This window comes from Streptosporangium jomthongense (assembly GCF_042650425.1).
In the GTDB taxonomy this organism is placed as follows: Bacteria; Actinomycetota; Actinomycetes; order Streptosporangiales; family Streptosporangiaceae; genus Streptosporangium.
Map to the genome: position 1 here is coordinate 69,979 of NZ_JBHSBC010000041.1, position 25,899 is coordinate 95,877.

At 72.0% G+C, this 25,899-nt stretch carries 20 protein-coding genes; 10 read left to right on the forward strand and 10 right to left on the reverse strand.

The genetic code is table 11. From position 1 onward, the window contains the following. From ACFOYY_RS33850 to ACFOYY_RS33865, 4 genes are all read right to left on the reverse strand, one after another. Positions 1-3,395, reverse strand: a 3,395-nt coding sequence (locus tag ACFOYY_RS33850) for a DNA-binding protein (RefSeq protein WP_386195176.1), incomplete at its 3' end; no start/stop codon positions are given. Continuing rightward, the gene (locus tag ACFOYY_RS33855; RefSeq protein WP_362918360.1) at positions 3,392-4,258 is read right to left on the reverse strand and encodes a DUF4132 domain-containing protein; all 867 of its coding nucleotides are present in this window, start codon (positions 4,256-4,258) and stop codon (positions 3,392-3,394) included. The genes ACFOYY_RS33855 and ACFOYY_RS33850, both read right to left, overlap by 4 nt. Before the next feature lie 202 nt (positions 4,259-4,460). After that, positions 4,461-4,655: a hypothetical protein gene (locus ACFOYY_RS33860; protein ID WP_362771951.1), complete on the reverse strand. Its 195-nt coding sequence runs from the start codon at positions 4,653-4,655 to the stop codon at positions 4,461-4,463. A 480-nt stretch (positions 4,656-5,135) separates the two neighbouring features. Beyond that, complete coding sequence (locus ACFOYY_RS33865; protein WP_386195179.1) at positions 5,136-5,747, reverse strand: GNAT family N-acetyltransferase; 612 nt, start codon at positions 5,745-5,747, stop codon at positions 5,136-5,138. 229 nt (positions 5,748-5,976) lie between these two features. On the opposite strand from ACFOYY_RS33865, the gene ACFOYY_RS33870 reads away from it, so the two are divergent. Together ACFOYY_RS33870 and ACFOYY_RS33875 are read left to right on the forward strand one after the other, a co-directional pair. Then, complete coding sequence (locus tag ACFOYY_RS33870; RefSeq protein ID WP_386195181.1) at positions 5,977-6,639, forward strand: GOLPH3/VPS74 family protein; 663 nt, start codon at positions 5,977-5,979, stop codon at positions 6,637-6,639. Between the two features lie 280 nt (positions 6,640-6,919). After that, the gene (locus tag ACFOYY_RS33875) at positions 6,920-7,201 is read left to right on the forward strand and encodes a hypothetical protein (RefSeq protein WP_386195183.1); all 282 of its coding nucleotides are present in this window, start codon (positions 6,920-6,922) and stop codon (positions 7,199-7,201) included. Positions 7,202-7,439: 238 nt separating this feature from the next. On the opposite strand, the gene ACFOYY_RS33880 is transcribed toward ACFOYY_RS33875, so the two are convergent. Beyond that, entirely contained in the window at positions 7,440-7,838 is a 399-nt protein-coding gene (locus ACFOYY_RS33880; protein WP_352015776.1) for an SRPBCC family protein, read from the reverse strand. Positions 7,839-7,991: 153 nt separating this feature from the next. On the opposite strand from ACFOYY_RS33880, the gene ACFOYY_RS33885 reads away from it, so the two are divergent. Then, positions 7,992-8,987 carry a siderophore-interacting protein gene (locus tag ACFOYY_RS33885; protein ID WP_352015777.1) on the forward strand — a complete coding sequence of 332 codons (996 nt, stop codon included), beginning with the start codon at positions 7,992-7,994 and terminating at the stop codon, positions 8,985-8,987. Positions 8,988-9,000: 13 nt separating this feature from the next. On the opposite strand, the gene ACFOYY_RS33890 is transcribed toward ACFOYY_RS33885, so the two are convergent. Then, positions 9,001-9,300, reverse strand: a complete 300-nt coding sequence (locus tag ACFOYY_RS33890) for an HGxxPAAW family protein (protein WP_352015778.1) — start codon at positions 9,298-9,300, stop codon at positions 9,001-9,003. 70 nt (positions 9,301-9,370) lie between these two features. Between ACFOYY_RS33890 and ACFOYY_RS33895 the strand changes: the two genes are divergently transcribed. Then, positions 9,371-9,853 carry a MarR family transcriptional regulator gene (locus tag ACFOYY_RS33895; protein WP_352015779.1) on the forward strand — a complete coding sequence of 161 codons (483 nt, stop codon included), beginning with the start codon at positions 9,371-9,373 and terminating at the stop codon, positions 9,851-9,853. A gap of 180 nt (positions 9,854-10,033) precedes the next feature. Further along, positions 10,034-10,675 (forward strand): response regulator transcription factor, encoded by a 642-nt coding sequence (locus ACFOYY_RS33900; RefSeq protein WP_352015780.1) that lies wholly within the window; start codon positions 10,034-10,036, stop codon positions 10,673-10,675. Between the two features lie 24 nt (positions 10,676-10,699). Here the strand turns inward: ACFOYY_RS33900 and cydB are convergent, their stop codons facing one another. The 3 genes from cydB to ACFOYY_RS33915 form a co-directional block, all read right to left on the reverse strand. Continuing rightward, complete coding sequence (gene cydB / locus ACFOYY_RS33905) at positions 10,700-11,683, reverse strand: cytochrome d ubiquinol oxidase subunit II (RefSeq protein WP_352015781.1); 984 nt, start codon at positions 11,681-11,683, stop codon at positions 10,700-10,702. Positions 11,684-11,696: 13 nt separating this feature from the next. Further along, entirely contained in the window at positions 11,697-13,082 is a 1,386-nt protein-coding gene (locus ACFOYY_RS33910; RefSeq protein WP_386195187.1) for a cytochrome ubiquinol oxidase subunit I, read from the reverse strand. Positions 13,083-13,182: 100 nt separating this feature from the next. Continuing rightward, complete coding sequence (locus ACFOYY_RS33915) at positions 13,183-14,031, reverse strand: universal stress protein (protein WP_386195189.1); 849 nt, start codon at positions 14,029-14,031, stop codon at positions 13,183-13,185. Between the two features lie 258 nt (positions 14,032-14,289). On the opposite strand from ACFOYY_RS33915, the gene ACFOYY_RS33920 reads away from it, so the two are divergent. The 3 genes from ACFOYY_RS33920 (at position 14,290) to ACFOYY_RS33930 (ending at position 16,584) form a co-directional block, all read left to right on the forward strand. Beyond that, entirely contained in the window at positions 14,290-14,763 is a 474-nt protein-coding gene (locus ACFOYY_RS33920) for a hypothetical protein (RefSeq protein WP_386195191.1), read from the forward strand. Positions 14,764-14,840: 77 nt separating this feature from the next. Further along, a complete protein-coding gene (locus tag ACFOYY_RS33925) occupies positions 14,841-15,938 on the forward strand; it encodes an LLM class flavin-dependent oxidoreductase (protein ID WP_352015785.1) in 1,098 nt (365 codons plus the stop codon). 31 nt (positions 15,939-15,969) lie between these two features. Further along, complete coding sequence (locus tag ACFOYY_RS33930; RefSeq protein WP_352015786.1) at positions 15,970-16,584, forward strand: FMN reductase; 615 nt, start codon at positions 15,970-15,972, stop codon at positions 16,582-16,584. A gap of 10 nt (positions 16,585-16,594) precedes the next feature. On the opposite strand, the gene ACFOYY_RS33935 is transcribed toward ACFOYY_RS33930, so the two are convergent. Then, complete coding sequence (locus ACFOYY_RS33935; protein WP_386195194.1) at positions 16,595-18,013, reverse strand: acyl-CoA carboxylase subunit beta; 1,419 nt, start codon at positions 18,011-18,013, stop codon at positions 16,595-16,597. Between the two features lie 478 nt (positions 18,014-18,491). Between ACFOYY_RS33935 and ACFOYY_RS33940 the strand changes: the two genes are divergently transcribed. Further along, positions 18,492-20,246, forward strand: coding sequence for a type I polyketide synthase (locus ACFOYY_RS33940; protein ID WP_386195196.1), 1,755 nt, complete (start codon positions 18,492-18,494; stop codon positions 20,244-20,246). Then, positions 20,132-25,899 (forward strand): acyltransferase domain-containing protein (locus ACFOYY_RS33945; protein WP_386195198.1); only part of this gene is annotated, 5,768 nt, incomplete at its 3' end. The genes ACFOYY_RS33940 and ACFOYY_RS33945, both read left to right, overlap by 115 nt.

A 25,899-nucleotide genomic window follows, 5' to 3' on the forward strand; every position in this document is an offset into this window, starting at 1 on the left:
GTGAAGTCGCAGCCGCCGTTGTCGAGGGAGTTGTTCTGGAAGGCGATGAAGGCCCCGTCCGGCAGGGGCAGCACTCCGCACCAGGTGCCCTCGCGCCGGTTCCCGCCCTCGTCGACGAGCCACTTGTCGTCGAGGTGCAGTGACATGCGGCGCCAGACGGCGGGTTCGGCGGCGGAGCCGAGGCCGAGCGCGCCGATCTCACGGAGCAGGTCGTGCGTCGCCTCGGTGTGCCCGGGTTCGAAGGCGGCGGAGACGGCGCGGTAGGCGACGGCGGCGCAGCGGTCGAGCAGGGGCTCCCATCTGAGGGAGGTCTCCGGCAGCCGCGGCCCGTCGAAGTGGAGGGCGACGCCCTGGACCGCGGCCGGGCCCTCCTCGGGGACCGTGTCGGCCGAGGCGGAACGCAGGACCCCGCCGATCGTCCTCAGCTGATGGAAGGAGTCGTGGGAGGCGTTGCCGTACCACCAGGGGCCGGAGACTCCCAGGCCGTTGAGGGCGCGGGCGAGCACCTGGTCGGGGGGGCCGGACGGTGCCCGGTCCTCGTGGCCGCCCGCCAGGGCACGGTCGAGCCTGGTCGCCACGGCGTCCAGGGTGATCTGCTGGGTGGCGGCGAACCGGGCGACCCCGGCGATTCCCGCGATCAGCGCCTCGTCCCTGACCTGGGGCAGCAGTGCGCGGACCTGCGCGTGCAGTTCCTCCCGCACGGCCTGGGCCGGCTGTCCCTGCCGTTCGCACTCGGCGCAGACGGCGGCCTTCAGCAGGGCGACCGCGGTCTCGGTGTCGATCCGGCGCAGCGCGAGGGAGCCCTCGGGGTCGCGGGGGCGCAGGCAGCGCCAGTAGCGCGGCGGCGGCAGCATCGCGGTGCCCTCGGCGAACATGCCGGGCTCCCGGCCCACGGTCACGGCCGCGACGACGACCCCTTCGGGATCGACGAGCTTGATCCTGGGGTAGCTCTCGACGAGGGCGCGCGGCCGGTCGTCCCCGGGGAAGGTCACGGCGCCCGAGAGGGTCTCCCGGTCGCCGGGCAGGGTGACGACGCGTCCCGCGAGGTCCTCTCCGCGCAGTCCTCCGCCGGGCAGACGGACCACCCGCCAGCCGAGCAGCCCGCCGACCGGGACGGCGACCGGGGTCGCCTCGGCCGAGGGGAGGGGCAGCAGCCAGCCGCCGTCGAACACACTGCCGGGCGGGGCCGAGGGCACGGCGTCGGCGAGGAAGCCGGGAAGCCCGGGCCTGCCGTACGTCCCGCTGACCGGGTCGTACTCACGCCAGCCGTCGCCCTGCTGGTCGGGCACCCAGAAGGAGGCGCCGTCGCCGATCAGGTTGCTCCTGGCGGGCACGACGGTGTCTCCCTGGTGGATGACGCCCGCGCCCGTCGTCCGGCCGCCGCCGGGCAACGGCAGGGTCACCAGGTCGTTGCGCAGCGCCCATATCCCGGCCCGTCCCTGGAGGGTGCGCAGTGACCCGGCCGAGGAGTGCCAGTATCCGCGTAGCTGGTCGCCCGCGCCGTAGGCGTTCCAGTAGACCAGCAGTTCGCCGTCCACGTAGTGGAAGCCGGGGTCGCCGTAGACGTCGGCGGGCGGCCTGCGCAGGTCGTGGACGAGCACGGTGCCCTCGGTGCCGATGACCCTGGCCTGGGAGGGGCCGGAGACGACCAGGTGGGGCCAGGCGTCGGCGACCTCGATCTCGTCGAGGTCCTTCGGGCTGACGAGCGCGGCGATCGCCTCCTCCCAGGCGGGCCAGCCGAGTTCGTCGACGAGACCGCCGCGCAGGGTCCTGGCCAGTTCGGCGGCGAGGTCCGCCCGCGCGACCGCGGCGACCTCCTCCGCGGCCAGGACGAGGCCTTCGGCGGGCAGCCAGGTGAGCCTTCTGAGGGCGTCGGGCAGCTGCGGCAGGCCCATGGTGAACGAGCGGCCCGCGACCTCCCGCATCCAGCGGGCCAGCATCGGCCTGCCGCCCGGGGAGGCCGCGAGCACACGCACGGCCCGCCTGCCGTCCTCGTCGTCGCGGAACCGGTCGGCGGCCTGGTCGAAGGCCGCGGTGAAGCGAGGGTCCGCGGCCAGGGCGAGCAGGTCGCGCTGTCCTTCGCCCCGCGCCCACGGTTCGAGCAGCAGGGCGGCGTCGTCTCCGGGGGCGGCGACCGGCACCCGCTGGGCCAGCAGCAGGTCGAGCAGGTCGACGTCGAGTTTGATCGTCAGGCTCTCGCCCGTCTCGGCCAGCTCGGCGCGCAGCCGTCCCGCGATCTGTTCCACCAGGTCGTACAGGCCCATCAGGCGCGGCTCCGCCTGCCAGCCCGGGCTCCAGAGCCGCTGGAAGCGCCTGAGCCAGCCCGCGGCGCCGTCGCTGGGCCGTTCCTGCGGGGTCACCTCCCCCTCGCCGAGGCCGGCGTCGGCCCCCGACTCCTTGAGGATCTCAAGCCAGAGGGCGGGCAGCTGCCGCTCGTCACCACGGGGCATGAGGTTGAGCAGCGCCCCGCGCACGGAGGCGTCCCGAGCACCGAGGGCGACCAGGGCGGAGCGGTGCGCCTTCCACCAGCCGAGCGGAGCCCCGGCGGTCGCGGGCAGGCCGAGCAGTTCGGCGAGGTAGTCCTGCTCCTCGGCCTCGGCGTCCCTGCCCGCCGCCTTGGCCAGGCGCCGCAGGTCGCCCGCCATCTGGGTCGACGGTGCCAAACCGCCCGCCGTACGGCGCACGCACAGGCCGCGGAACCTGCGCAGCGCCTCCTGGGCGGGCACCCTGGCGGCCAGCTCCTTGGCGTATCCGGACAGCGCCTTGACCGGCAGCGCCCCGGCGAGCGCGAACTCCAGGAAGACCGCGTCGAGGCGTTCCTCGTCGACCGGCAGGCCGTGCTCGGCCTCGGCTCTGCGCGCCTGGCCGAACATCTGCGCCGCGTAGGTGACGCTCTCCGCGGCGAGGAAGGCCCGGCCCGCCTCCTCGAAGAAGGTGGGCAGGAAGTGCGGGACCGATCCGGCGAGCTGTGCGGCCAGACGCAGGTAGGCGTCGAGGGCCGCCTTCGGCTTCGTCCTTGCCTGTCTGGCGGTTCGTTCGAGCTCGGGCACGACGGCGAGCGCGTGGTGGCCGTCGCGGGGGTGGTGCACCAGCACCCACTCGGGGAAGCCGAGTGAGCGCCGCAGGCCGACCCCGACCACGACCGGCTCACCCGCGGCCTCAAGCCCGAGGAAGCCCGCAGCGGCGTCCTCCGCGACCCCCAGGTCCTCGGTGACCAGGCGGACGACCACCCGGCCGTCGAGCCCCGGGTGCCGGTAGGGGCGCGCGGTGAGCGCGACCGCCCGTTCGTCGCCGCCGTCGGCCCCCGGGAGGAGGACGGCTCCGGCGTCGAGCAGCTCGTGTGCCCCGTCTCCCGTCGCCGTCGCGGCGCCCTCAGTCGGCATGTCCCCGTTCACGCGTCTCTTCCTTCCTCGACCGTCCGCCCCGCGTAGAGGGCCGCCGCCATCCGCATCCCCTCCGACCAGGCGACCGGGCCGACCTCGCGCTCCGACAGTCTCCTGCCGTCGTGGCCCTGCCAGGTCAGGCCGCCCGTCTCCGTCTCGCCGTCCCAGTAGGGTTCGCCGATCCACACCGACGCCTCGGTGACGCCTCCGGCGTCGCGCGCCGCGCAGGTGACGTAGCCGCCGGAGACCCGGTAGCCCAGCGAGGCCGCCCTGGCCGCGAGGCCGAACCGGGAGTCGAAGCCGCCGCCGGAGAACTCCGTCACCTCGGCGACCCGGTCGGCGGGCTCGGCGGGCCTGGACCAGGTCGCCCGGTGGATCTGCTCGACGCGCTGGACGATGCCCAGCTCCGCGGCGAACTCCCTCAGCTCGTCGAGGTCGGGCAGCAGGACGGGGTGCGGCAGGGTGACCGTCAGCGGCGACAGCCGTACGGTCTCGCCGTCGAGGTTGACCACCCGCAGCTCGCCCGTGGCGGTGACGTCGCGCAGGAAGCCCGCCTCCTCCGGGTCGTCGCCGACCACCACGAGGTCGCGCAGCACCGACTGCCAGGCCTCGTCGGGCCAGACCGCGGCCACCAGGCCGGTGGGGACGGGAAGGGAGGAGACCATCCAGGTGTCGGCCTGTGCCAGGCAGGCGGCGGCGTGCCGGTCGAGCCACTCGGTGAGACGGCGCAGCCGTTCCGCCTCGGGGTGCTCGCGCACCTGCTTCGGCAGCGACTTCAGCTGCCTTCCCGCAGCCTTTCCGGAGGTGGACCTCGCCACCACCCGGCCCTCCACGAGGGCGACCTCGTACCCGTCGCCCGCCGACAGCCAGCCCAACGCTCCCCACCTCTCGACACGACACGAATCCGCCCTCAGGGATCGGTACCTGTGACGGTGATGCGCGGAACGCTAATGCCCCGCACCGACAATCCCGTACTCGACGGCCTGCCACGTCGGCCGTACGCCCCGGTTTCCGGTGTGGAACGCGCCGGGGCCCGTGCCCGCGCGTGCGCCGCGCGGGGTCCTTGTCCGTCCCCTGTCAGGAGTGCCGGGCGTCCGGCCTCCGGCCCCCGGGCACGAAGGGCCGGGGGCGGTCGCGGTTCAGGGGGTCACCGCTGCCGAAGCCGCCCGTCACCGGCGTGCGGGAGGCGGCGTCCGGCCGGACGGCCCGGTTTCCCGCGCCGTCGTCCCCCGAGATGCCGAACATCGAAACCAACCGGATCGTCCTGGTCACCGGACTCCCCCATGCGCCCCGTCTCCCTGTTTCCGTCCACCACAAACCGGCTCAACACCTAAAATAACCATTTATCGAGACTTAGTAAATAAAAGACATTTCTGTCATACATAGTTTGTTTCACGCGCTTACCCGAAGTGACACGGAGCCCTACCTCTCGGGCGCCGTCACGGCCGGTATCCGGCCGACCCCGGGCGACCACGGCCACTACCGCCAGGCGAAACACATTCACATACGGTCGCCACCGGCCGAAAGCGTGCCCAATTACCTTTGACCGGAAATCGTCGGCGCCGATGAACACCGCCCTGACTTTCCGATATGGCGGACGGTGAGGAGCCGGTCAAAACCCGTGACCGTCACCGATGGCGGGGTGGCGAAACCGCTCTGTGAAACTCCGCCCTTGAGCGACAGCCGAACGGCCGACGGCGAGCCGGTTCGGGCGAAGCCACCGCTCGCGCCGGCGAAGCTTGGGCGAAGGCGTCACCGGCCTGGCAGCGGACGAAGGTCCAGGATCATGTCGAACGACCGCGCGCCGTCCCTCCCGGTGAAGGAGCCGACCAGCCGGAAGCCGTGCTTCTCGTAGTAACGGATGGCACGTGGGTTGTCGGCGAGAACGCCGCCGAACAGGATGATTCTCTTCCTGCCGAAACGTTGTGCGACATCCACGACGAGGGGGAAGATCCGCGTCCCCACCCCCCTGCCCTGGTAGTCGTCGGCCAGGCTGAGGCCGAAGCGACAGTCCGTCGCCTCCAGGTGGATGCCGGCCTCCCGGTAGCGGGCGATGTCCGCCGGATGGAGATCGAGACTGAATTCGACGAGGCCGACGATCCTGCCGGACGACACGTCCTCAAGCACCAGCCTGAGCTTGTCGTAACGCGCGATCGCGTCACACAGCTTCCGGGCAGCCCCGAGGTCGTACCCGTCGAAGGGACTCAGTCGCCTCGATTCGGCGGACAGTTCCTCAAGGAAGCCTGCAAGACGCTCCGCGTCGGCGTGCACGAGGGGCCGGAAGACGACCTCCGAACCGTCGTTCAGGTTCAGGCGACGCGTCAGGACAAGCGGGTCTTCGGCGACCGCCGCCAATGTGAGCACCTCAGCAACCCCTTCCCGCCCAATCCCCGGTGGCGTGAACCTACTGATCGCCGTCCTCCGGTGGCAACGCGCGGTGTTCGATGTCACAGGACGCCGTGGGCGGAACACGGCAGGCATCCGGCCAGGAGAGCCCTGGTACTCGGCGCGTTCGCAACCTCCGCCCTCACCGTCGCGTGCCCCGCCCGCGCACTGAGCCTCGCGGCGATCTTCCACGGCACATAATGAGCCCATGTGGCACTTGTCCCTGCCCGGGGAGTTCCTGCTCCTCGCGCACCAGGAGTCCGGCAGGGTGCGTGACTCCGAGCAGGTGGCCTACGGCTGCGCCGCCGCTGAGCTCGGCGAACTCGCGCTGCGCCGCAGGCTGCGGGTACGCGTCCGCAAGTCCGAACTGTTCGGTTTCGAGGTCTACCGCCTCAGCGGCACGATCGAACTGCTGGACACCGGCCGCACCGGTCTCGGCTGGGCCGACGACCTGCTGGACGCGCTGCAGTCCGGCTCGGGGATGCACAAGTGGCTGCGCCATCGCCGCCGCGCGGCTCTCACCCTGCACCGCGACGCGCTGATCGAGCTGGGCCTGCTACGCCACCGGCCCGGCAGGTTCCTGGCCGGAGAACGTCACCATCCTGATCCGTCGGCCCGCGGCTCGCTCATCGCCCGATTACGCGCCGTCTACGACCAGCGGGCCCCGCTTGATGAGCGTCTGCTGTTCCTGAGCGACCTCGTGGACGGCGCGGGGCTCGCCGGGGAACTCGGCCTCAGACTGAGCTGGCAGCAACGCAAGGACCGCGCCCGCGGCGTCGGGGCCGTGCTGGCCTTCTCCGAGGACCTGCGTGACACCAGCACCGTGCTGGGCGGCGCCATACCGAGCCCGCGCAGCGGAGGCGGCGGTTGAGGCGGTGACGGCGGCGGCGAGGCCGGGCGGCCGCCGTAAAGAAAGCCTCTCTCCAGACCGGAAGGCGACAGTGCGCCCTACGCATAGACCGGTGCGCCCGCAGCCAATGACGCATCAGCGCGGAACATGAGTGAATTGCCCCGGACGTTCAACGTGCCAGACGGGGAAAGCGCGGGCCGTGGAATTACCTCCTTGCGATTCTCCGCGCCGGCGAGAAAAGGGGGTTCTCATGTTTCGGCCTAATCGCAAGATCGGAATCGCCTTGTCCACGGCGGCGCTGGTGACCGGCGTCGCCGCTGTTCAGGCGAACGCGACCGCCGCCCGGGAGCGGATCACTCCGGCGTCCGCAGCCGTCGCCGGAGGTACGGCACCGGCCTGCGTCGGCCGGGAGGTGCACGAGAACATCAAAGTGGCCCGGGTCGCAAACGGCTGTGGCGGAACGATGAGGGTGAGGATCACCATCGACAATGGCCCCGACGACTCCTGCCACTCCCTGAAAAACGGTCAGGCTCTTACCTTCCGCTGGAACCTGGGCTCCTATGACCGCACCGTGACCTGCTAGCCATGGCCTCCCCGCGCGGGCCTGCCGCGCATCCTGCCGCCGTGCTGGACGCCGGGCCGCCGGGCGATGACCGGCCTGGCATGGGCCCGGAACCCTCATTCATCTGTTCCGCAAGGTGACCTACGCGACTCGCCGGTTTCCGTTCGGCCGTTTCGCACCTCACCAAAGGATGGAAGGGCCGCGACGCCGGGACGGGTCCCGGCGTCACCCTGGCGTCACAGCCTCCGGCGACCCGCTCTCAGGCCGGCTGCCGTACCTGCTCGGCGAGCCTGGCCAGGCTCTCGTCGAGCGCGCGCTCGACGTACTCGCCGGGTGGCGGGTGCTCCTCCTCGAAGAACGACAGGTGTACGGTCACCTCGCTCTCCTGGGGGGAGATGCCGGCCACCTGCAGCCAGCCCGCGTAGCTGTCGTCGTCGCGGGTGCCCCACTCCATCCGGAGCTGGTCACGCTCCGCCTGGAACAGGCCTCGGGCGTCGCGCCCCGTCTCGTCCTCGTGCACCGTGACGGCGGGCAGGTCGTCCGGCCGTACGTGCAGGTCCCTGGGCAGCCAGCGGTCGATACTGTCCAGGTCGCTCGCCCGGTCGAAGACCTGTTCCGCGGAGGCGGAGATCCTGCGGGAGCGCTCATGCTCACTCATCGTGTTCACCTTCCTCTCTGCCGACACCTGATCCGTGTCCCGAATGTCGGGTTCTAACCGCCCAAACCACACCCGAAAAGAGAGTAGGTTAGCCTTACCTTTGTTTCGCCCCGGGACCGTCTCCGGCGGCACACGCAGAGGAAGGCACAGCCGATGATCGACCCGTTCCGCTTCTTCCACGTACAGGTGAGCGGGCTGCGGCGGCTCAGCCCCTCCTTCCTGCGGGTCACCTTCACCGGCGACGACCTCGACCTGTTCGCGGACAACGGGTTCGACCAGCGCATCAAACTCGTCCTCCCCCACGAAGGGCCTCGCGAGAAGGCCCGTGGAGAGCACCGCTTCGCCCATCTGCCGACCGGCTCCGACTGGTACGCCCGCTGGCGCGCCCTGCCCGCCGGGCTGCGCAACCCCTTCCGCACCTACACCGTCAGAGCCGTACGGCACGGCCTCCGCGAGGTCGACCTCGACATCGTCATGCACGAGGCCGCGCACGCGACGGCGCACGCGGCCGCGCGCGAGGCCACGCATGGAACCGGGAGGCTCACCCCGACCTGCGCCCCCGGCCCCGTCGCCCGCTGGGCCCGTGCCGTACGGCCCGGTGACGAGGCCGTACTGCTCGGGCCGGACGCCCGGCACGGGGGCGAGCCGACGGGGATCGAGTTCCGCCTGCCCGAGGGGGACGGGCCGATACTGCTGGCCGGTGACGAGACCGCCGTTCCCGCCGTCGCCTCGATCCTCGAACGCCTGCCCCGCGACCGGCGCGGCGAGGTCCTGCTCGAGGTGCCGTGCGCGGCGGACGTCCTCGACCTCGACGCGCCGGAGGGGGTGGCCGTCACGTGGCTGCCGCGCGACGGCGCCGGGCACGGCGACCTGCTGGTGCCCGCCGTACGGGCCGCCGCCGACCGGCTGCTGCCCACCCCTGGCCGACCGGCCGCCCCGCAGGGTCTTCCCGAGGTCGACGTGGACAGCGAGATCCTGTGGGAGGTGCCGCCGGAGGGGCGGGAGGCCGGTTCGGTGTACGCGTGGCTGGCCGGTGAGGCGGCTGTGATCAGGACGCTCCGCCGCCACCTGGTCGCCGAGCGCGGCCTCGACCGGCGCTCGGTCGCCTTCATGGGCTACTGGCGGGCGGGCCGCGCCGAGTCCGCCTGAGCGCCGGCCTCGATCAGGCCCTCCCCGCCAACCGGCACGCGAGACAGTCGCGATGGCCGGTCATGGGGTCCTTCACCCGCCAGTCCCGCCGCCCGGCGGGCCGGGGGCCGCTCGGCTTGCCCCAGCCCGCCAGGTGCAACGCCCAGGTGACCAGGCCGGCACAGAGGATCACTCCGGCGCCGAGCCAGAGGCCGGGCGCCCATCCGGCGCACATGGCCAGGCCCACCGCGGAGAAGCCGGCCAGGCCGATGAGGCATCCGGTCCATCCCGCGACGGTGTGTCCCAGATCGACGTCACCGTGCACACCGCTCATTGCCTCTCCTCGGCGAACGTAGAATACTTATCTCACGTAATAATTATCTTAGATGCTAAGGAGAATGCCTGTGGAGGGCAAGCCGCGGCCCGAGGCGACGGCGGAGCGGGCCCTGGCCGGGATGGACGGCCTCATCGCGCTCAGCCTCGTCGGCCAGCAGCACATCGCCCAGCGTCTCGGGCTGAACACGACGGACCTGACCTGCCTGGGCCACATCATGGGGGCCGGGCGACAGCCGATCAGCGCGGGCGAGCTGGCCGAGCGGGCCGGCCTCACCACCGGTGCCGTCACCGGCGTGCTGAACCGCCTCGAACAGGCCGGATACGCCCGCAGGCAGGCCGATCCCGCCGACCGGCGCCGGGTGCTGGTCGTCGCCGACACCTCGGCCGCCGCCCGTGTCGCCGCCGTCTACGAGCCCTTCTACCGGCGGCTCTCCGACCTGTTCGCCGACTACACGCCCGACGAGATCGGCGTACTGGCCGACTGGTTCACCCGCGCGACGGCCCTCATGCGGACCTCCCTTGAGGAGATCGGACGGGAGCCGTCCCCCTGAGCCCGTGACCCCGAGAGGCCCCGGCATGCCCTTCGCACCGGCGGCCCCCGTGTCACGGCCGTCGTCGAGGACCACCGGCCAGGGGAACCTCCCGCCCGGCCTGAGCCGCGAGGGCCTTGAGGAGGTCATCGGGGACCAAGGTCCCTACCCCGCACGGCCACAAGCGACTAGCTTCGGAGCATGATTCGCGTGTTTCTCGTGGACGATCACGAGGTGGTACGGCGGGGCGTCGCGGCCCTGCTGGAGTCCGAGGACGACATCGAGGTCGTCGGGGAGGCGGGAACCGCGGAGTCGGCGATCGCCCGCATCCCGGCGTTGCGGCCGGACGTCGCGGTGCTGGACGTGCGGCTCCCCGACGGCAGCGGCATCGACGTGTGCCGGGAGGTCCGCTCGGCGACGCCGGGGGTGGCCTGCCTGATGCTGACCTCCTTCGCCGACGACGACGCCCTGTTCACGGCGGTGATGGCGGGGGCGTCCGGATACGTGCTCAAGCAGATCCACGGCTCCGACCTGATCGGCGCGGTGCGGACGGTGGCCTCCGGCCAGTCGCTGCTCGACCCGCAGACCACCGCCAGCATGCTCGCCCGGCTGCGCGACCAGGCGACCCGCAAGGACCCGGTCGAGGCGCTGTCGGAGCAGGAGCGCCACATCCTGGAGCTGATCGGCGAGGGCCTGACGAACCGGCAGATCGGCGAACGGATGTTCCTGGCCGAGAAGACGGTGAAGAACTACGTGTCCAACCTGCTGTCCAAGCTCAACATGCAGCGCCGTACCCAGGTGGCCGCGCTGGCGGCGCGGATGAAGACGGACCGCGACCGGTGAGAGCGCTCCCGCGCTCTCCTGGCCTCACGCCCCCACGCGGGCGCCGGTGACCCGGCGGCGGAAGACCCAGTAGGTCCACCCCTGGTAGAACAGGACAAGTGGGGTGAAGATCACCGCGACCCAGGTCATCACCGTCAGCGTGTAGGGCGTCGAGGCCGCGTCGCGCACGTTCAGGCTGTTGGCCGGGTCGAGCGCGGGCATCACGTTGGGCCACAGGCTGCCGAACAGCGTGACGGTGACCGCGATGATCGCCACCGCGCTGGCCGTGAACGCCCAGCCGTCCCGGCCGCGCAGCGTCGCCAGGAGCGCGCCCGCGATCGCCGCGGCGGCCACCGCGACGGTGACCCAGGTGGCGGCCTTGCCCACGGTGAGCTGGGTGGCCAGCAGGAAGGCGCCGCCCACCAGGAGCGCGCCGACGGCCAGTCTCCCGGCCAGGGCGGCCGAGCGGGCCCGTAGGTCGCCGCCGGTGCGCAGGGTCAGGAACACGGCGCCGTGCAGGGTGAACAGGGTGAGCGTCGCCAGGCCACCCAGCAGGGCGTACGGGTTGAGCAGGGTGAGCAGCGAACCGGTGTACTCGTGGTCGGCGTCCAGCGGGACGCCCCTGACGATGTTGGCGAACGCCACGCCCCACAGGAAGGCCGGCAGCAGGGAGCCGAGGAACATGGCCCGGTCCCAGCTCCGCGGGCTGTCGCTCTTGCCGCGGTACTCGATGGCCACGCCACGCAGGATCAGCGCGACCAGGATGAGGAAGAGCGGCAGGTAGAAGCCGGAGAACAGGGTGGCGTACCACTCGGGGAAGGCGGCGAAGGTCGCGCCTCCCGCGACGATCAGCCAGACCTCGTTGCCGTCCCAGACCGGCCCGATCGTGGCCAGGATCGACCTGCGGTCGTCGTCGTCCCCGCCGAGGACCGGCAGCAGGACACCGACCCCGAAGTCAAAGCCCTCCAGGACGAAGTAACCGGTCCACAGCAGGGCGATGAGCAGGAACCAGACGGTCGTGAGCTCCATGAACGTTCCTTGGTCAGTAGGACAGGACGGGCGCCTCGCCCGTGCTCTCCGGTTCCGGTTCGTCCTCCGGGCCGCGCCGGACGAACTTCATCAGCAGCGCGACCTCGATCACCGCGAGCACCCCGTAGAGCAGGGTGAACCCGCTGAGGGTGATCGCGGCCTCGGTGACGCCGACACCGGGTGAGACCGAGTCGGCGGTGCGCATCCGCCCGAAGACGGTCCACGGCTGGCGGCCCATCTCCGTGAAGATCCACCCCAGCGAGTTGGCGAGCAGCGGCAGGCCGATCCCCCAGACCGCGACCCAGTACGGCCAGCGGCTCCTGGGCAGCCGGTTCCCCCTGATGAGCCACAGACCGGCCAGCGCGACCAGGGCGGCCAGCATGCCGAACCCGATCATCAGACGGAAGGACCAGTAGGTGAGGCCGATGATGGGCCGGTAGTCACCGGGGCCGTACTTCAGCTGGTAGCGGGCCTGGATGTCGTTGATGCCCTCGACCCGTCCGTGCAGGGTGTCGGTCGCCAGCAGGCTCAGGCCGTACGGGATCTGGATGTTGATGTGGTTCCGGCCGTTGCGGACGTCGCCGACGGCGAAGATCGAGAAGCCCGCGGAGGTCTCGTCGTCCCACAGCGCCTCGGCCGCGGCCATCTTCATCGGCTGCTGCCTGGTCATGATCTGCGCCTGCAGGTGGCCGCTGATCACGACGCCCAGCGCCGCGGCCAGGGTGACGACCATCCCGAGGCGGGCGGCGGGGCGGAACAGGTCCACGTGCCTCTTCTTGAGGAGCTGCCAGGCGCTCACCCCGACGACGAACATCCCGGCCGAGACGAACGCGCCGAAGATGACGTGTGGAAAGGTGATCAGGTTCGTGGAGTTGGTGAGCACCGCCCAGATGTCGACGAGTTCGGCGCGGCCGGACTTCGGGTTGAGCCTGAAGCCGACCGGGTGCTGCATCCACGAATTCGCAGCAAGGATGAAATATCCGGAAATGGTGGTGCCGATCGCCGCCGCCCAGATCGTCGCCAGGTGCAGTCCGGGGGACAGCCTGTCCCATCCGAAGATCCACAGGCCCAGGAAGGTGGATTCGAGGAAGAAGGCGATCAGGCCCTCCATCGCCAGCGGGGCGCCGAACACGTCACCGACGAAACGGGAGTAGTCACTCCAGTTCATTCCGAACTGGAACTCCTGCACGATGCCGGTCACCACTCCCATCGCGAAGTTGATCAGGAAGAGCCTCCCGAAGAACTTCGTCAGCCGCAGGTAGGCGGGCTTCCTCGTGCGGTACCACGCCGTCTGCAGACCGGCCACGACGGCGGACAGGCCGATCGTCAGCGGGACGAAGAAGAAGTGGTAGACCGTCGTTATCCCGAACTGCCAGCGCGACAGGTCCAAGACGTCCATGGGTGGTGCTCCGTCTCACAGATGCCGTCCCGGAACCCGGGAGACCCGCCGCGGAACTGCGGGCCTCCCTTAAAAGGACTTATGTTCTGACCATTACCCCTCAGGCCTTGGCCCGTACCACGGCCACCGGGCAGGAGGCGTGGTGCAGGACCCCGTGGCTGACCGATCCCAGTACGGCCGAGCCGAACCCGCCCAGCCCCCGCGACCCGACGACCACCAGGTCGGCGGCCTTGGAGGCCTCGCCGAGGGCGAACACGGGGTGCTCGAACAGCACCGTCTGCTCGACCTCGACCTCCGGATGCCGCTCCCGCCACGGCGCCAGGATCTCGGTGGCGAGCCGTTCCTCGGTGCCGGAGATGTCCTCGATCAGCGGTGTGTAGGCGACGGAGCCGACCGCCATGACGGGCAGCTGCCAGGCGTGCAGGGCACGCAGCCCGGCGCCGCGGCGGGCGGCCTCCCCGAAGGCGTACTCCAGTGCGGCCTCGGACTCGGGCGAGCCGTCGAACCCGACGACGACTCCGCCGTGCCCTCCGCGCTCCTCGCCCCTGACGACCACGACGGGGACCGCCACGTGCCCGGCCAGCGAGAGTGAGACGGAGCCGAGCAGCAGCCCGGCGAACCCGCCCCGGCCCCGGCTGCCGATCACGATCTGCTCGGCGTCCTCCGCCTCCCGCCGCAGGACCTCGACGGGCCTGCCCGTCTCAAGGGAGGTGGTGACGTCGACGCCGGGGGCGCGCCCGCGCGCGAGGCTCGCGGCGGTCTCCAGCACTCCCCTCGCCTCCTCCGTCAGGGACTCCTCAAGCTCCCTCGGGGTCCCGCGCCGCCAGTCCTCGCGCACGTGGACGATCCGCAGCGCGCCGCCGCGCCGTACCGCGTCCTCTGCCGCCCACCCGACCGCGGCCTCCGCCGAGGGCGAACCGTCGGTCCCCACCACCACATGTGCCGTCATCCCGGCCTCCTGTCACGTCTGTCCTCATCCGATCACCGTCCCGCCCCGGGACTCACCGGCCGAAGGTCCCCTTCGGCCGGGACCTGTGTCCCTTCCCCGGGCGGGACGAACCATCCGGGCGCCCGTAGAGGACACAGCGGGCACGGCGGGTACGGCCCGCCCCGGCTGGGCATATTCAGGGGATCGCCCGCCGGGGTTTCCGCGGGGAGACGAACCGTGGAGACCGGGGGCCCGCGCACACGGATTCGGGGGACGCGCATGAATCTCACAGCCGGAGTCACCGCCGCCGCGGCGGGCATCACCGCCCTGGACACCGTCGGCTACCTGGACATGGTCGTGCGCGGCCGTCCCGCGAGCGACGTCCCGGCCGAGGCCGCGGACGAGGTGGCGGGACGGGCCGGGATCGACCTGGGGCACGGCGAGGAGGGCGACAGCAGGCGTACGGGCCTGGGAGCGCTGCTGGGCTACACCGCCGGTCTCGGGGTCGGCGTGCTGTACGGCCTGCTCCCCGGCGGACGGCGCCCGGCGCTGCCGCTGGCCGCGCTCGGGTTGTCACTGGCCGCGATGGCCGCGAGCGACATCCCTCTCGCGGCGGCCGGGGTGACCGACCCGCGGCGCTGGGACGCGGCCTCGTGGGTTTCCGACCTCCTGCCGCATCTCGCCTACGGGCTGACGACGGCCGTGGTCTACGACCGGCTCACCCGCCCTGGCCGCCGGCGGGGAAGGCGCTGACGGGGACGGGAATAGCCGGGAACCGCACCCTGTTCCCGTAGTTGAAACTTCAACCAAGAGGGAGGGCGGCGAGGATCATGCAGTTCGGAATCTTCACCGTCGGGGACGTCACGACCGACCCGACCACGGGCAGGACGCCCACCGAGCACGAGCGGATCAAGGCCACGGTCGCCATCGCGCTCAAGGCCGAGGAGGTCGGGCTGGACGTCTTCGCGACCGGAGAGCACCACAACCCGCCCTTCGTGCCGTCGTCGCCGACGACCCTGCTCGGTTACATCGCCGCCAGGACCGACAGGCTCATCCTCTCCACGGCCACGACGCTGATCACCACGAACGACCCGGTCAAGATCGCCGAGGACTTCGCGACGCTGCAGCACCTGGCGGACGGGCGGGTCGACCTGATGCTCGGCCGGGGCAACACCGGCCCGGTCTACCCGTGGTTCGGCAAGGACATCCGCCAGGGCATCCCGCTGGCCATCGAGAACTACGCGCTGCTGCACCGGCTGTGGCACGAGGACGTCGTGGACTGGCAGGGCCGCTTCCGCACCCCGCTGCAGTCCTTCACCGCGACGCCCAGGCCGCTGGACGGCGTGCCGCCGTTCGTCTGGCACGGCTCGATCCGCAGCCCCGAGATCGCCGAGCAGGCCGCCTACTACGGCGACGGCTTCTTCGCCAACAACATCTTCTGGCCCAAGGAGCACTTCCAGCGCCTAGTCGAGCTGTACCGGGAGCGCTTCGCCCACTACGGGCACGGCACCCCGGAGCAGGCGATCGTCGGGCTCGGCGGCCAGGTGTTCATGCGCCGCAACTCCCAGGACGCGGTGCGCGAGTTCCGGCCCTACTTCGACAACGCGCCCGTGTACGGCCACGGCCCCTCACTTGAGGAGTTCACCGAGCAGACCCCGCTCACGGTCGGCAGCCCGCAGGAGGTCATCGACAGGACCCTGACCTTCAGGGAGAGCTTCGGCGACTACCAGCGCCAGCTGTTCCTGATGGACCACGCGGGCCTGCCGCTGAAGACCGTGCTGGAGCAGCTCGACATCCTGGGCGAGGAGGTCGTGCCTGTGCTGCGCAGGGAGTTCGCCGCCGGACGGCCCGAAGGGGTGCCCGACGGCCCGACCCACGCCGCCCTCGTCGCCGCGGAGCGGGAGCGCGACACCGCCGAGGCCCGATAGAAGCCGTACGGAACACGAGAAGGAGAGAACGTTGACAGCCCTGAAGCTCGTCGCCGTCTCGGCGGGTCTCGGCAAGCCGTCCTCGACGCGCCTGCTGGCCGACCGGCTGACCGAGGCGACCAGGAAGCACCTCGAACCGGAGCGCCAGGTCGAGGTGCGCGTGATCGAGCTGCGCGACCTGGCGAGGGACATCGCCAACAACATGGTCACCGGCTTCCCGTCCCCCGCGCTGGACGAGGCGATCGAGGCCGTGACCGGGGCGGACGGCGTCATCGCCGTGACGCCGATCTTCACAGCCTCCTACAGCGGGCTCTTCAAGTCCTTCTTCGACGTGATCGACCACACCGCGCTCGCGGGCAAGCCGGTGCTCGTCGGGGCGACCGGAGGTACGGCACGGCACTCCCTGGCCCTTGAGCACGCCCTGCGCCCGATGTTCGCCTACCTGCGCGCGGTCGTCGCGCCGACGGCCGTCTACGCGGCCTCGGAGGACTGGGGCACGAGCGCGGGCTCGCAGGGGGAGGATCTGGCCACCCGCGTCACGAGGGCGGCCGGGGAACTGGCGGGCCTGATGCGGCACGGGCAGGCGACGACCGGCGCCGGGGAGGCGGTGCCGTTCGAGGAGCGGCTGGCGGCCCTGCGCCTGTGACGGGAGGCCCTCACAGCGGGATGTTGCCGTGGTGGCCGCGCTCCCCCGGAGCCCCGGCCAGCGCCTCGGCGACGCGGCGGCGGGTCGTGCGTGGGTCGATCACCTCGTCCACCACGCCGAGGTCGATCGCCCTGCGCACACCGCCCGCGTCTCGCTCGTGCTCCTCGACGAGCCTGGCCCGCAGCTCCGCGCGTTCCTCCTGCGGCGCCGCCGCCAGCCGCCTGCGGTGCAGGACCCCGACGGCGGCCTCCGCGCCCATGACCGCGACCTCGGCGTCCGGCCAGGCGAAGACCCGGGTCGCGCCGAGCGCGCGGGAGTTCATCGCGATGTAGGCGCCGCCGTACGACTTGCGCAGGACGACCGTCACCCGGGGGACCCGGGCCTCGGCGAAGGCGTGCAGAAGCTTGGCCCCGCGCCTGACCACCCCGTCCCACTCCTGGGCGACGCCCGGCAGGTAACCGGGGACGTCGGCCAGCACGACCAGCGGAACCCCCAGGGCGTCGCACATCCTCACGAACCTGGCGGCCTTCTCCGCGGAGAGGGCGTCCAGGCAGCCGCCCTTGCGCAGCGGGTTGTTGGCCACCACACCGACGGAGCGCCCGGCGAGACGGCCGAGCCCGACGACGACGTTCGGCGCCCAGCGGGGCTGGAACTCCTCGAACCGCTCGCCCTCGTCCAGCAGGACGCGCACCAGCGGCCGGACGTCGTAGGCCTGCCGGGGAGAGGAGGGCAGCAGCGCCGCGGGGTCGCGGCCCTCGTCGAGGTCGTCGAGGTCGTAGTCTCCCTGGGCACCGAGGGCGAGCGCGATCCGCCGGGCGCGCAGGAGGGCGTCCTCCTCCCCTGCGGCGACCACGTGCACCACCCCCGAGCGGCGGCCGTGGGCGTCGGCGCCGCCGAGCCGCTCCATGTCGATGTCCTCACCGGTCACGCTGCGGACCACGTCGGGGCCGGTCACGAAGACCCGGCCCTGCTCGGACATGACGATCACGTCGGTGAGCGCGGGCCCGTAGGCCGCCGCCCCCGCCGCCGGGCCGAGGACCACGGAGATCTGCGGCACCAGCCCCGAGGCGTGGGTGTTGGCGGCGAAGACCAGCCCCGCGCCGTGCAGCGACTCGACCCCGTCGCCCAGTCTCGCTCCCCCGCAGTGCCACAGGCCGATGACCGGGACGCGCAGCCGTACGGCCTCGTCGACCGCCGCCACGATGTGCCGTGCCCCGGCGATGCCCAGGGCCCCTCCCATGACCGTGGCGTCCGTGCAGAACGCGACCACCGGATGCCCGCCGGCCAACCCCTTGACCGCGAGGACGCCGCTGCGGTCCTCCGGGTGCAGCGGGGTGACCGATCCCGGGTCGAGCAGCCGGGCGAGCCTGTCCCCCGGGTGCCTGGAATCGCGGCCGATCTCCCCCGGTGCCGCCGCGACAACCGTCATAAGGCGCTCCCGTGTCTTCTCTTTTAACCGCCGATGCTTATTGGCACGCTAGGCGCGGCATCACGGGAACGTCCAATCACGATTCTTAATGAGTAACGACAAAGGAAGCCTTATGGCAGGTCAGAGGCCCAAAAAACCCTCAATCCCGCTTGACTTTGTAGGGAAATGCGTGCGACCTTCGTAGCGTGAACAGGGAAATAACCGCGACCGACCATCCGTGCCGGGACGTACGGCGGGCCGACCGGGCCTGTCGCTGAGTCCCACCGGGTTCCGCCCACGTAACACCGCCGCCCGCCGGAAGAGACCGAACGGGGAGAATCCTTTCCCCCACGGCTGTGCGATCTCACCGAATTCTTGCCGACGCGCCTTTTAATTGCGACGTCCGCTGGGCGGCCACCACCCGCGCCACAACTCCCGGAAGTCGATATCCGGAGCGCGAACGGATCGAAGAAGGCACGACAAGAGGCGGGTTTTCACAATGGCAGGAAATAAGCCGGAGAAGAGCACGCGGCGGGAGCGGAACGGTGGGGAGGCGATCGCGGTCATCGGGCTCGCCTGCAGACTGCCCGGCGCGCCGAACCCGGCGGACCTGTGGGAGCTGCTGCGGTCGGGACACGACGCGACCGGTGAGCCGTCCGAGGGCCGGCTGCGGGCCGACCCCGGGATCGCGGGGCTGCGGGGCGGTTTCCTCGACCGCGTCGACCTGTTCGACGCCGGGTTCTTCGGCGTCTCCCCCCGTGAGGCCGCGGCCATGGACCCCCAGCAGCGGCTCGTCCTCGAACTGGCCTGGGAGGCGCTGGAGGACGCCGGGCTGCCGCCCGCCACGCTGGCGGGGACGGCCTCGGGGGTGTTCCTCGGCGCGATGGCCTCCGACTACGCGACGCTGGTTTACCGGAACGGTGCGAACGCGGTGACCCGGCACACCCTCGCCGGGCTGACCAGGGGAATCCTCGCCAACCGCGTGTCCTACTTCCTCGGGTTGCGCGGCCCGAGCCTGACGGTCGACACGGCCCAGTCGTCGGCGCTGGTCGCGGTGCACCTGGCCTGCGAGAGCCTGCGTTCGGGGGAGTCGGCCGTCGCGCTGGCGGGTGGCGTCAACCTCAACCTCGTGCCGGAGAGCACGGTGACCGCCGACCGGTTCGGCGGCCTGTCCCCCGACGGACGCTGCTTCACCTTCGACGCGCGCGCCAACGGCTACGCGCGTGGGGAGGGCGGCGGCCTGGTCGTGCTCAAGCCGCTCGACCAGGCGCTGGCGGACGGGGACGAGGTGCACGCCGTCATCCTGGGCAGCGCGGTCAACAACGACGGCGCGACCAGCGCCCTGACCGTGCCCGACGCCACGGCCCAGGAGGAGGTCGTACGCCTGGCGCTGGGCAGGGCCGGGATCGAGGGCTCCGCCGTACAGGTGGTCGAGCTGCACGGCACCGGAACCAGGGTCGGCGACCCCGTAGAGGCCGCCGCGCTCGGGGCGGCCCTCGGCGCCGGCCGCCCCGCCGGGCAGCCGCTGCTCGTCGGCTCGGTCAAGACGAACATCGGCCACCTGGAGGGGGCCGCGGGCATCGCCGGGCTGCTGAAGGCCGTGCTGAGCATCCGCAACCGGGAGGTGCCGCCCAGCCTCAACTTCGAGACCCCCAGCCCGCTGATCGACTTCGAGGCGCTGAACCTGCGGGTCGCCTCCGGTACGGCACGGCCCTGGCCCCGCCCCGACGCCCCGCTTGTGGCGGGGGTCAGCTCCTTCGGGGTCGGCGGCGTGAACTGCCACGTCGTCCTGGGCGAGGCGCCCTCCGGCACCCGGGAGGAGGTCACCACGGAACCGGCCGCGGAGGCCGTCGCCGTACCGCTGGTCCTGTCCGCCGGGACGCCCGCCGCGCTGCGCGCGCAGGCCGCGAGGCTGGCCGCCTCCCCCGCGCTCGACGGGGACGTGCCGGACGTCGCGTTCTCACTGGCCACCACCCGGACGGCGTTCGGCCACCGGGCGGTGTTCGTGGGGACCGAGGGCGGGGAGCTGCGCGAGCGGCTCAGGGCGTTCGGCGCGGGCGAGCCGGTCAGGGGCTCCGTGCGGGGCACGGCCCGTGAACTCGGCGGAACCGTGTTCGTCTTCCCCGGCCAGGGCGGGCAGTGGGCGGGCAGTGGGCGGGCATGGGCAGGCGGCTGGCCGAGTCCTCCCCGGTGTTCGCCGGACACCTGCGGACCGTCGCCGAGGCCCTCGAACGGCACGTGGACTGGTCCCTGACCGACGTGCTGTGGCAGAAGCCGGGAGCGCCCTCCCTGGAGCGGGTGGACGTCGTCCAGCCCGCGTTGTTCGCGGTCATGGTCGCGCTGGCCCGGCTGTGGGAGTCGTTCGGCGTCCGCCCCGACGCCGTGATCGGCCACTCGCAGGGGGAACTCGCCGCCGCCGTGACCGGGGCGCTGTCCCTGGACGACGCCGCCGCGATCGTGGTGCTGCGCAGCCAGGCGCTCGCCGCCATCTCCGGGCGGGGCGGGATGGCCTCGCTCCCGCTGCCCGTCGAGCGGGTCCGCGCCACGCTCGCCCGCTGGGAGGGACGGCTGAACATCGGCGCCGTCAACGGCCCCGACACGACCGTGGTCTCCGGTGACGCCGACGCGCTCGACGAACTCGTCGCCCACTACGAGGCCGAGGACGTCCCCGTACGGCGGGTGCGGATCGACTACGCCTCGCACTCCGCGCACGCCGAGGCGGTGCGGGACCGGCTGCTGGAGTTCCTCCCCCGGTACGGCGCGCGCGGCACCGGCGTCGCGTTCTACTCCAGCGTCACCGGAGGTCCGCTCGACACCGCCACGCTCGACGCCGACTACTGGTACCGCAACCTCAGGCAGACGGTCGAGTTCGACCGGGCCGTACGTGGCGCCCTGGCCGACGGCCACACGGTGTTCGTCGAGGTCAGCCCGCACCCGATCCTGTCCACCGGGATTGAGCGAATCCTGGAGAGCGCCGCGCCCGGCTCCTCCGACGGGGTGGTGACGGGGACGCTGCGGCGTGGCGACGGCGGCCTGGACCGGTTCCTGCTGGCGCTCGCCCACCTGTACACGCACGGCGCCCCCGTCGACTGGACGGCCGCGCTGCGTCCCGGTGCGCGCCGCGTTCCCCTGCCCCTCTACGCCTTCCAGCGTGACCGCCACTGGATCGACGCCACCGAGCCCGTACCGCCGCCGCTCGGCGGGCCACCTGTCCCGGATCCTGTCGCCAGGCCGTCCGGGCAGGCCCGGGAGCTGCTCGGCCTGGTCGTCTCGGCCACCGCGGAAGTCCTCGGCCACGAGGACCCGGGGGCCGTCGAGGCGGGACGTACCTTCAGGGATCTGGGGCTCGACTCGCTCGGCGCCGTCGAGCTGCGCGACAGCCTGTCCTCGGCGACCGGCCTGACGATCCCCACGACCGTCACCTACGACCACCCGACCCCGCTCGCCCTGGCCAGACATCTGGAGGCGACGGCCGAGGGCCGTACGGCGGACGTTCCCTCCGCCGAGGACGACCGGCGGGGCCAGGAGAACGAGCCGATCGCGCTGGTCTCGATGGCGGGACGGTGGCCGGGCGGCGCCGACACCCCCGAGGCCCTCTGGGAACTGGTGCTCGACGGCACCGACGCGATCGGTGTCTTCCCCGCCAACCGGGGCTGGGACGTGGACGCGCTCCACGACCCCGAAGGCGTACGGCCCGGCACCTCGACCACCCGGGAGGGCGGTTTCCTGCACGACGCCGACCGGTTCGACGCCGAGTTCTTCGGCATCGGCCCCAGGGAGGCCGCCGCGATGGACCCGCAGCAGCGGCTGCTGCTTGAGACGGCGTGGGAGGCCCTCGAACGCGCCGGCATCGTGCCCGAGACGTTGCGGGGCAGCCGCACCGGGGTGTTCGTCGGGCTGACGCCACAGGACTACGGCCCGCGCCTGCACGAGACCGGAGAGGGGGCCGAGGGGTACGCGCTGACCGGCACCACCGCGAGCGTCGCCTCCGGCCGGATCTCCTACGTCCTGGGCCTTGAGGGGCCCGCGGTGACCGTGGACACCGCCTGCTCGTCGTCGCTGGTCGCGCTGCACCTGGCGGTCCGTTCGCTGCGTTCCGGGGAGTCGGACCTGGCGCTGGCGGGCGGGGTGACCGTCATGTCGGCGCCCGGGATGTTCACCGAGTTCTCCCGGCAGGGCGGGCTCGCCCCTGACGGCCGCTGCAAGGCCTTCTCCGGCGCCGCGGACGGCACCGGCTGGGCGGAGGGCGTCGGCCTCCTGCTGGTCGAGCGGCTGTCGGACGCCCGGCGCAACGGGCACCGGGTGCTGGCCGTGATCCGGGGCACCGCGATCAACCAGGACGGCGCCTCCAACGGCCTCACCGCCCCCAACGGCCTCGCGCAGCAGCGGGTGATCCGGCAGGCGCTCAGGGACGCCGCGCTGGCCCCCACCGACGTCGACGCCGTAGAGGCCCACGGCACCGGAACCACCCTCGGCGACCCCATCGAAGCCCAGGCACTCATCGCGGTCTACGGCAAGGACCGGCCTGCTGATCAGCCCCTGTGGCTGGGGTCGCTGAAGTCCAACATCGGCCACACCCAGGCCGCCGCGGGAGTCTCCGGTGTCATCAAGGTCGTGCAGGCCCTGCGGGAGGGGATCCTGCCCAGGACGCTGCACGCCGACCAGCCGTCCGAGCACGTCGACTGGGCCGGGGGCGGGGTCCGGCTGCTGACCGAGAACGTTCCGTTGCCCCGGAACGGACGGCCCCGCCGCGTGGGTGTCTCGTCATTCGGGATCAGCGGCACCAACGCCCACGTCATCATCGAACAGGTCCCGGAAACACCGTCGGAACCTCGCGACGAACAGCCCAACCCCGCCCCCGTCGCGCTTCCCCTGTCCGCCCGCTCGGCGGCGGCGTTGGCGGCCCAGGCCTCCCGCCTGGCCGACCACCTGGAAACCCACCCCGAGCTGCGCCCCGAGGACGTCTCCCACTCCCTGGCCACCACCCGCGCCACCTTCGAACACCGCGCGGTCGTCCTCGGCGACACACCCGCCGAACTGGCCGGAAAGCTACGGGCGCTCACCGACTCCCACCCCGCCAAAGGCACACCCCGGGTGACCTTCCTCTTCACCGGCCAGGGCAGCCAACGCACCGGCATGGGCCACACCCTGTACAAGACCTACCCCGCCTTCGCCGAGACCTTCGACCAGGTCACCGCACTGTTCGACCAGCACCTCCCTGTCCCGCTCCGTGACGTCGTCTTCGATCCGGCCCACGAGGAGCTGCTCAACCACACCCTCTACACCCAACCCGCCCTGTTCACCCTCCACACCGCCCTGCACCACCTCCTGGCCTCCTGGAACATCCACCCCACCGCTCTGGCAGGCCACTCCATCGGCGGCATCACCGCCGCCCACCTCGCCGGAATCCTCACCCTCGAAGACGCCGTCCACCTCGTCACCGCCCGCGCCCACCTCATGGACGCGTTGCCTCCCGGCGCCATGGCCGCCATCAACGCCCCAGAAACAGACATCACCCCCCTACTCGGCCCCGGGGTGGGTATCGCCGCCCTCAACACCCCCACCTCAACCGTCATCACCGGCGACGTGGAAGCCGTCCAGGAACTCACCGACCACTTCACCGAACTCGGCCGCAAAACCAAGCACCTCACCGTCAGCCACGCCTTCCACTCCCACCACCTCAACCCCATCCTCAACGACTTCCACGACGCCATCAGCACCCTGACCTTCAACCCCCCGACCCTGCCCGTCATCTCCGACCACACCGGCGAACCCCTCACCCACACCGACCCCACCTACTGGACCAACCACCTACGCCACCCCGTCCGCTTCCACGACGCCCTCACCACCGCCGCACCCACCACCGACCTCTTCCTCGAATTCGGCCCCGACCCCGTCCTCACCACCTTCGCCACCGAAACCACACCCACCGTCCCGGCCTTCACGACGTTGCGCCGTGACCGGCCGGAATCCACCACCCTTCTCACCGCGGCCACCCGCCTGCACGTCGGTGGCGTGGACGTCGACTGGACCGCCACCCTCACCGGACAGCCCAGGACCGTCGACCTGCCCACCTACGCCTTCCAGCGGGAACGGCTGTGGGCGCAGCCTCCCGCGGACCTGCCGCGTGACGTGGCGGGGCTGGGGCTCGGCGCGGCGGAGCATCCGCTGCTCGGGGCGGCGGTTCCGCTCGCGGACGGTGCGGGAACCGTTCTGACCGGCCGTCTGTCGCTGGCCACCCATCCCTGGCTGGCCGACCACGCGGTCTTCGGCACGGTCATCGTCCCGGGCACCGCCTTCGTCGAACTGGCGGTCCACGCGGCCGACGTGACCGGCCTCGACACGATCGAGGAACTCGTTCTGCACACGCCGCTGGTCCTCACCGCCCGCGACGCCGTACAGCTGCAGGTCGTCGTCACCGGCTCCCAGGGGAGCGCCGTGGAGATCTACTCCCGTCCCGGTGACGGCTCCGGGGAGTGGACCCACCACGCCAGTGCGACCCTGACCGAGGGCGGCCCCCGGGAGGAAGCGGCCGACCTGACGGTGTGGCCGCCGGTCGGCGCGGAGCCGGTCGAGGTGGGGACGGTCTATCCGGTCCTCGACGAGGCGGGGCTGCGGTACGGCCCGGCGTTCCGGGGGTTGCGTGCCGCCTGGCAGCGCGGCGAGGAGTTGTTCGCCGAGGTCGCCCTGCCGGAGCCGTACGCGCAGGACGCGGCCGGCTTCGGGGTGCATCCCGCGTTGCTGGACGCCGCGGTGCACCTGCCCGCGCTGCGGGGGCTGGCCGACGTGCCGGAGGGCGGCAACCGGTTGCCGTTCGCCTGGAACGGCGTACGGCTGCACGCCTCCGGCGCGACCACGCTACGGGTCCGGGTGGTGATGTCTGATTCGGGGTCGTTGACCCTGTACGCGGCCGACGCCACGGGGGCGCCCGTCGTCTCGATCGACGCGCTCGTCGCCCGGCTCGTCTCGGCGGAGCAGTTGAGGGAGGCGGGGCCCGCCACGGAGAACGGCCTGTTCCGGGTCGAGTGGTCCGAGTTGGCTCCGGGGGTTCCCGGACGTCAGGCCTGGGCCGTACTCGGGGATCGGGAGCTGTACGACGGGCTCAGGGAGACCGGGGTGACCGCCTCGCTCTTCGCCGACCTGGACTCGCTGACCGACGCCGTTTCCGCCGGGGAGCCCGTCCCGGCCTTCGTCGTGCTCGCGGTCTCTCCTCAGGACGATCCGGTGGCCGGGGCGCACGACAACGCGGAACGGGTGCTGGCCGTACTGCGGGAGTGGGTCGAACGGTGGGACGAAGGACGGCTGGTGGTGCTGACCCGGGGGGCCGTCACGACGGGTGAGGAGCCCTCCGACCTGTCCACCGCCCCGGTCTGGGGGTTGACCCGTTCGGCGCAGGTGGAGCATCCGGGGCGTGTGCTGCTGGCGGACCTGGACGGCACGGCGTCGTCGCTGGAGGGGCTGCCGTCGGCGGTCGCCGCGGCGGTGGCGGCTGAGGAACCGCAGTTCGCGGTGCGCGCGGGGGTGGCCCTCGCTCCCCGGCTGGTTCCTCTGCGTGTCCCCGAGGTCTCCGAGGGGCTCGGGCTGGATCCTGAGGGGACGGTGTTGATCACCGGTGGCCTCGGCACCCTCGGCACCACCATCGCCCGCCACCTCGTCACCACCCACAACATCCGACACCTCATCCTCACCGGCAGACGCGGACCCCACACCCCCGGCGCCACCCAACTCCACACCGAACTCACCACCCTCGGCGCCCACATCACCATCACCACCACCGACACCACCGACCGACACGCCCTCACCCAACTCCTCAACACCATCCCCCCCAACCACCCCCTCACCGCCATCATCCACACCGCAGGCGTAACCGACGACACCCCCCTGACCACCCTCACCCCCCAACGACT

Bases quoted from the DNA above. Each gene is read 5' to 3' on its own strand.
- ACFOYY_RS33870 (WP_386195181.1), top strand. From the start codon at position 5,977: ATGTGGCACTTGTCCCTGCCCGGGGAGTTCCTGCTCCTCGCGCACCAG.
- ACFOYY_RS33880 (WP_352015776.1), bottom strand. From the start codon at position 7,838: ATGAGTGAGCATGAGCGCTCCCGCAGGATCTCCGCCTCCGCGGAACAG.
- ACFOYY_RS33885 (WP_352015777.1), top strand. From the start codon at position 7,992: ATGATCGACCCGTTCCGCTTCTTCCACGTACAGGTGAGCGGGCTGCGG.
- ACFOYY_RS33890 (WP_352015778.1), bottom strand. From the start codon at position 9,300: ATGAGCGGTGTGCACGGTGACGTCGATCTGGGACACACCGTCGCGGGA.
- ACFOYY_RS33900 (WP_352015780.1), top strand. From the start codon at position 10,034: ATGATTCGCGTGTTTCTCGTGGACGATCACGAGGTGGTACGGCGGGGC.
- cydB (WP_352015781.1), bottom strand. From the start codon at position 11,683: ATGGAGCTCACGACCGTCTGGTTCCTGCTCATCGCCCTGCTGTGGACC.
- ACFOYY_RS33910 (WP_386195187.1), bottom strand. From the start codon at position 13,082: ATGGACGTCTTGGACCTGTCGCGCTGGCAGTTCGGGATAACGACGGTC.
- ACFOYY_RS33915 (WP_386195189.1), bottom strand. From the start codon at position 14,031: ATGACGGCACATGTGGTGGTGGGGACCGACGGTTCGCCCTCGGCGGAG.
- ACFOYY_RS33920 (WP_386195191.1), top strand. From the start codon at position 14,290: ATGAATCTCACAGCCGGAGTCACCGCCGCCGCGGCGGGCATCACCGCC.
- ACFOYY_RS33925 (WP_352015785.1), top strand. From the start codon at position 14,841: ATGCAGTTCGGAATCTTCACCGTCGGGGACGTCACGACCGACCCGACC.
- ACFOYY_RS33935 (WP_386195194.1), bottom strand. From the start codon at position 18,013: ATGACGGTTGTCGCGGCGGCACCGGGGGAGATCGGCCGCGATTCCAGG.
- ACFOYY_RS33940 (WP_386195196.1), top strand. From the start codon at position 18,492: ATGGCAGGAAATAAGCCGGAGAAGAGCACGCGGCGGGAGCGGAACGGT.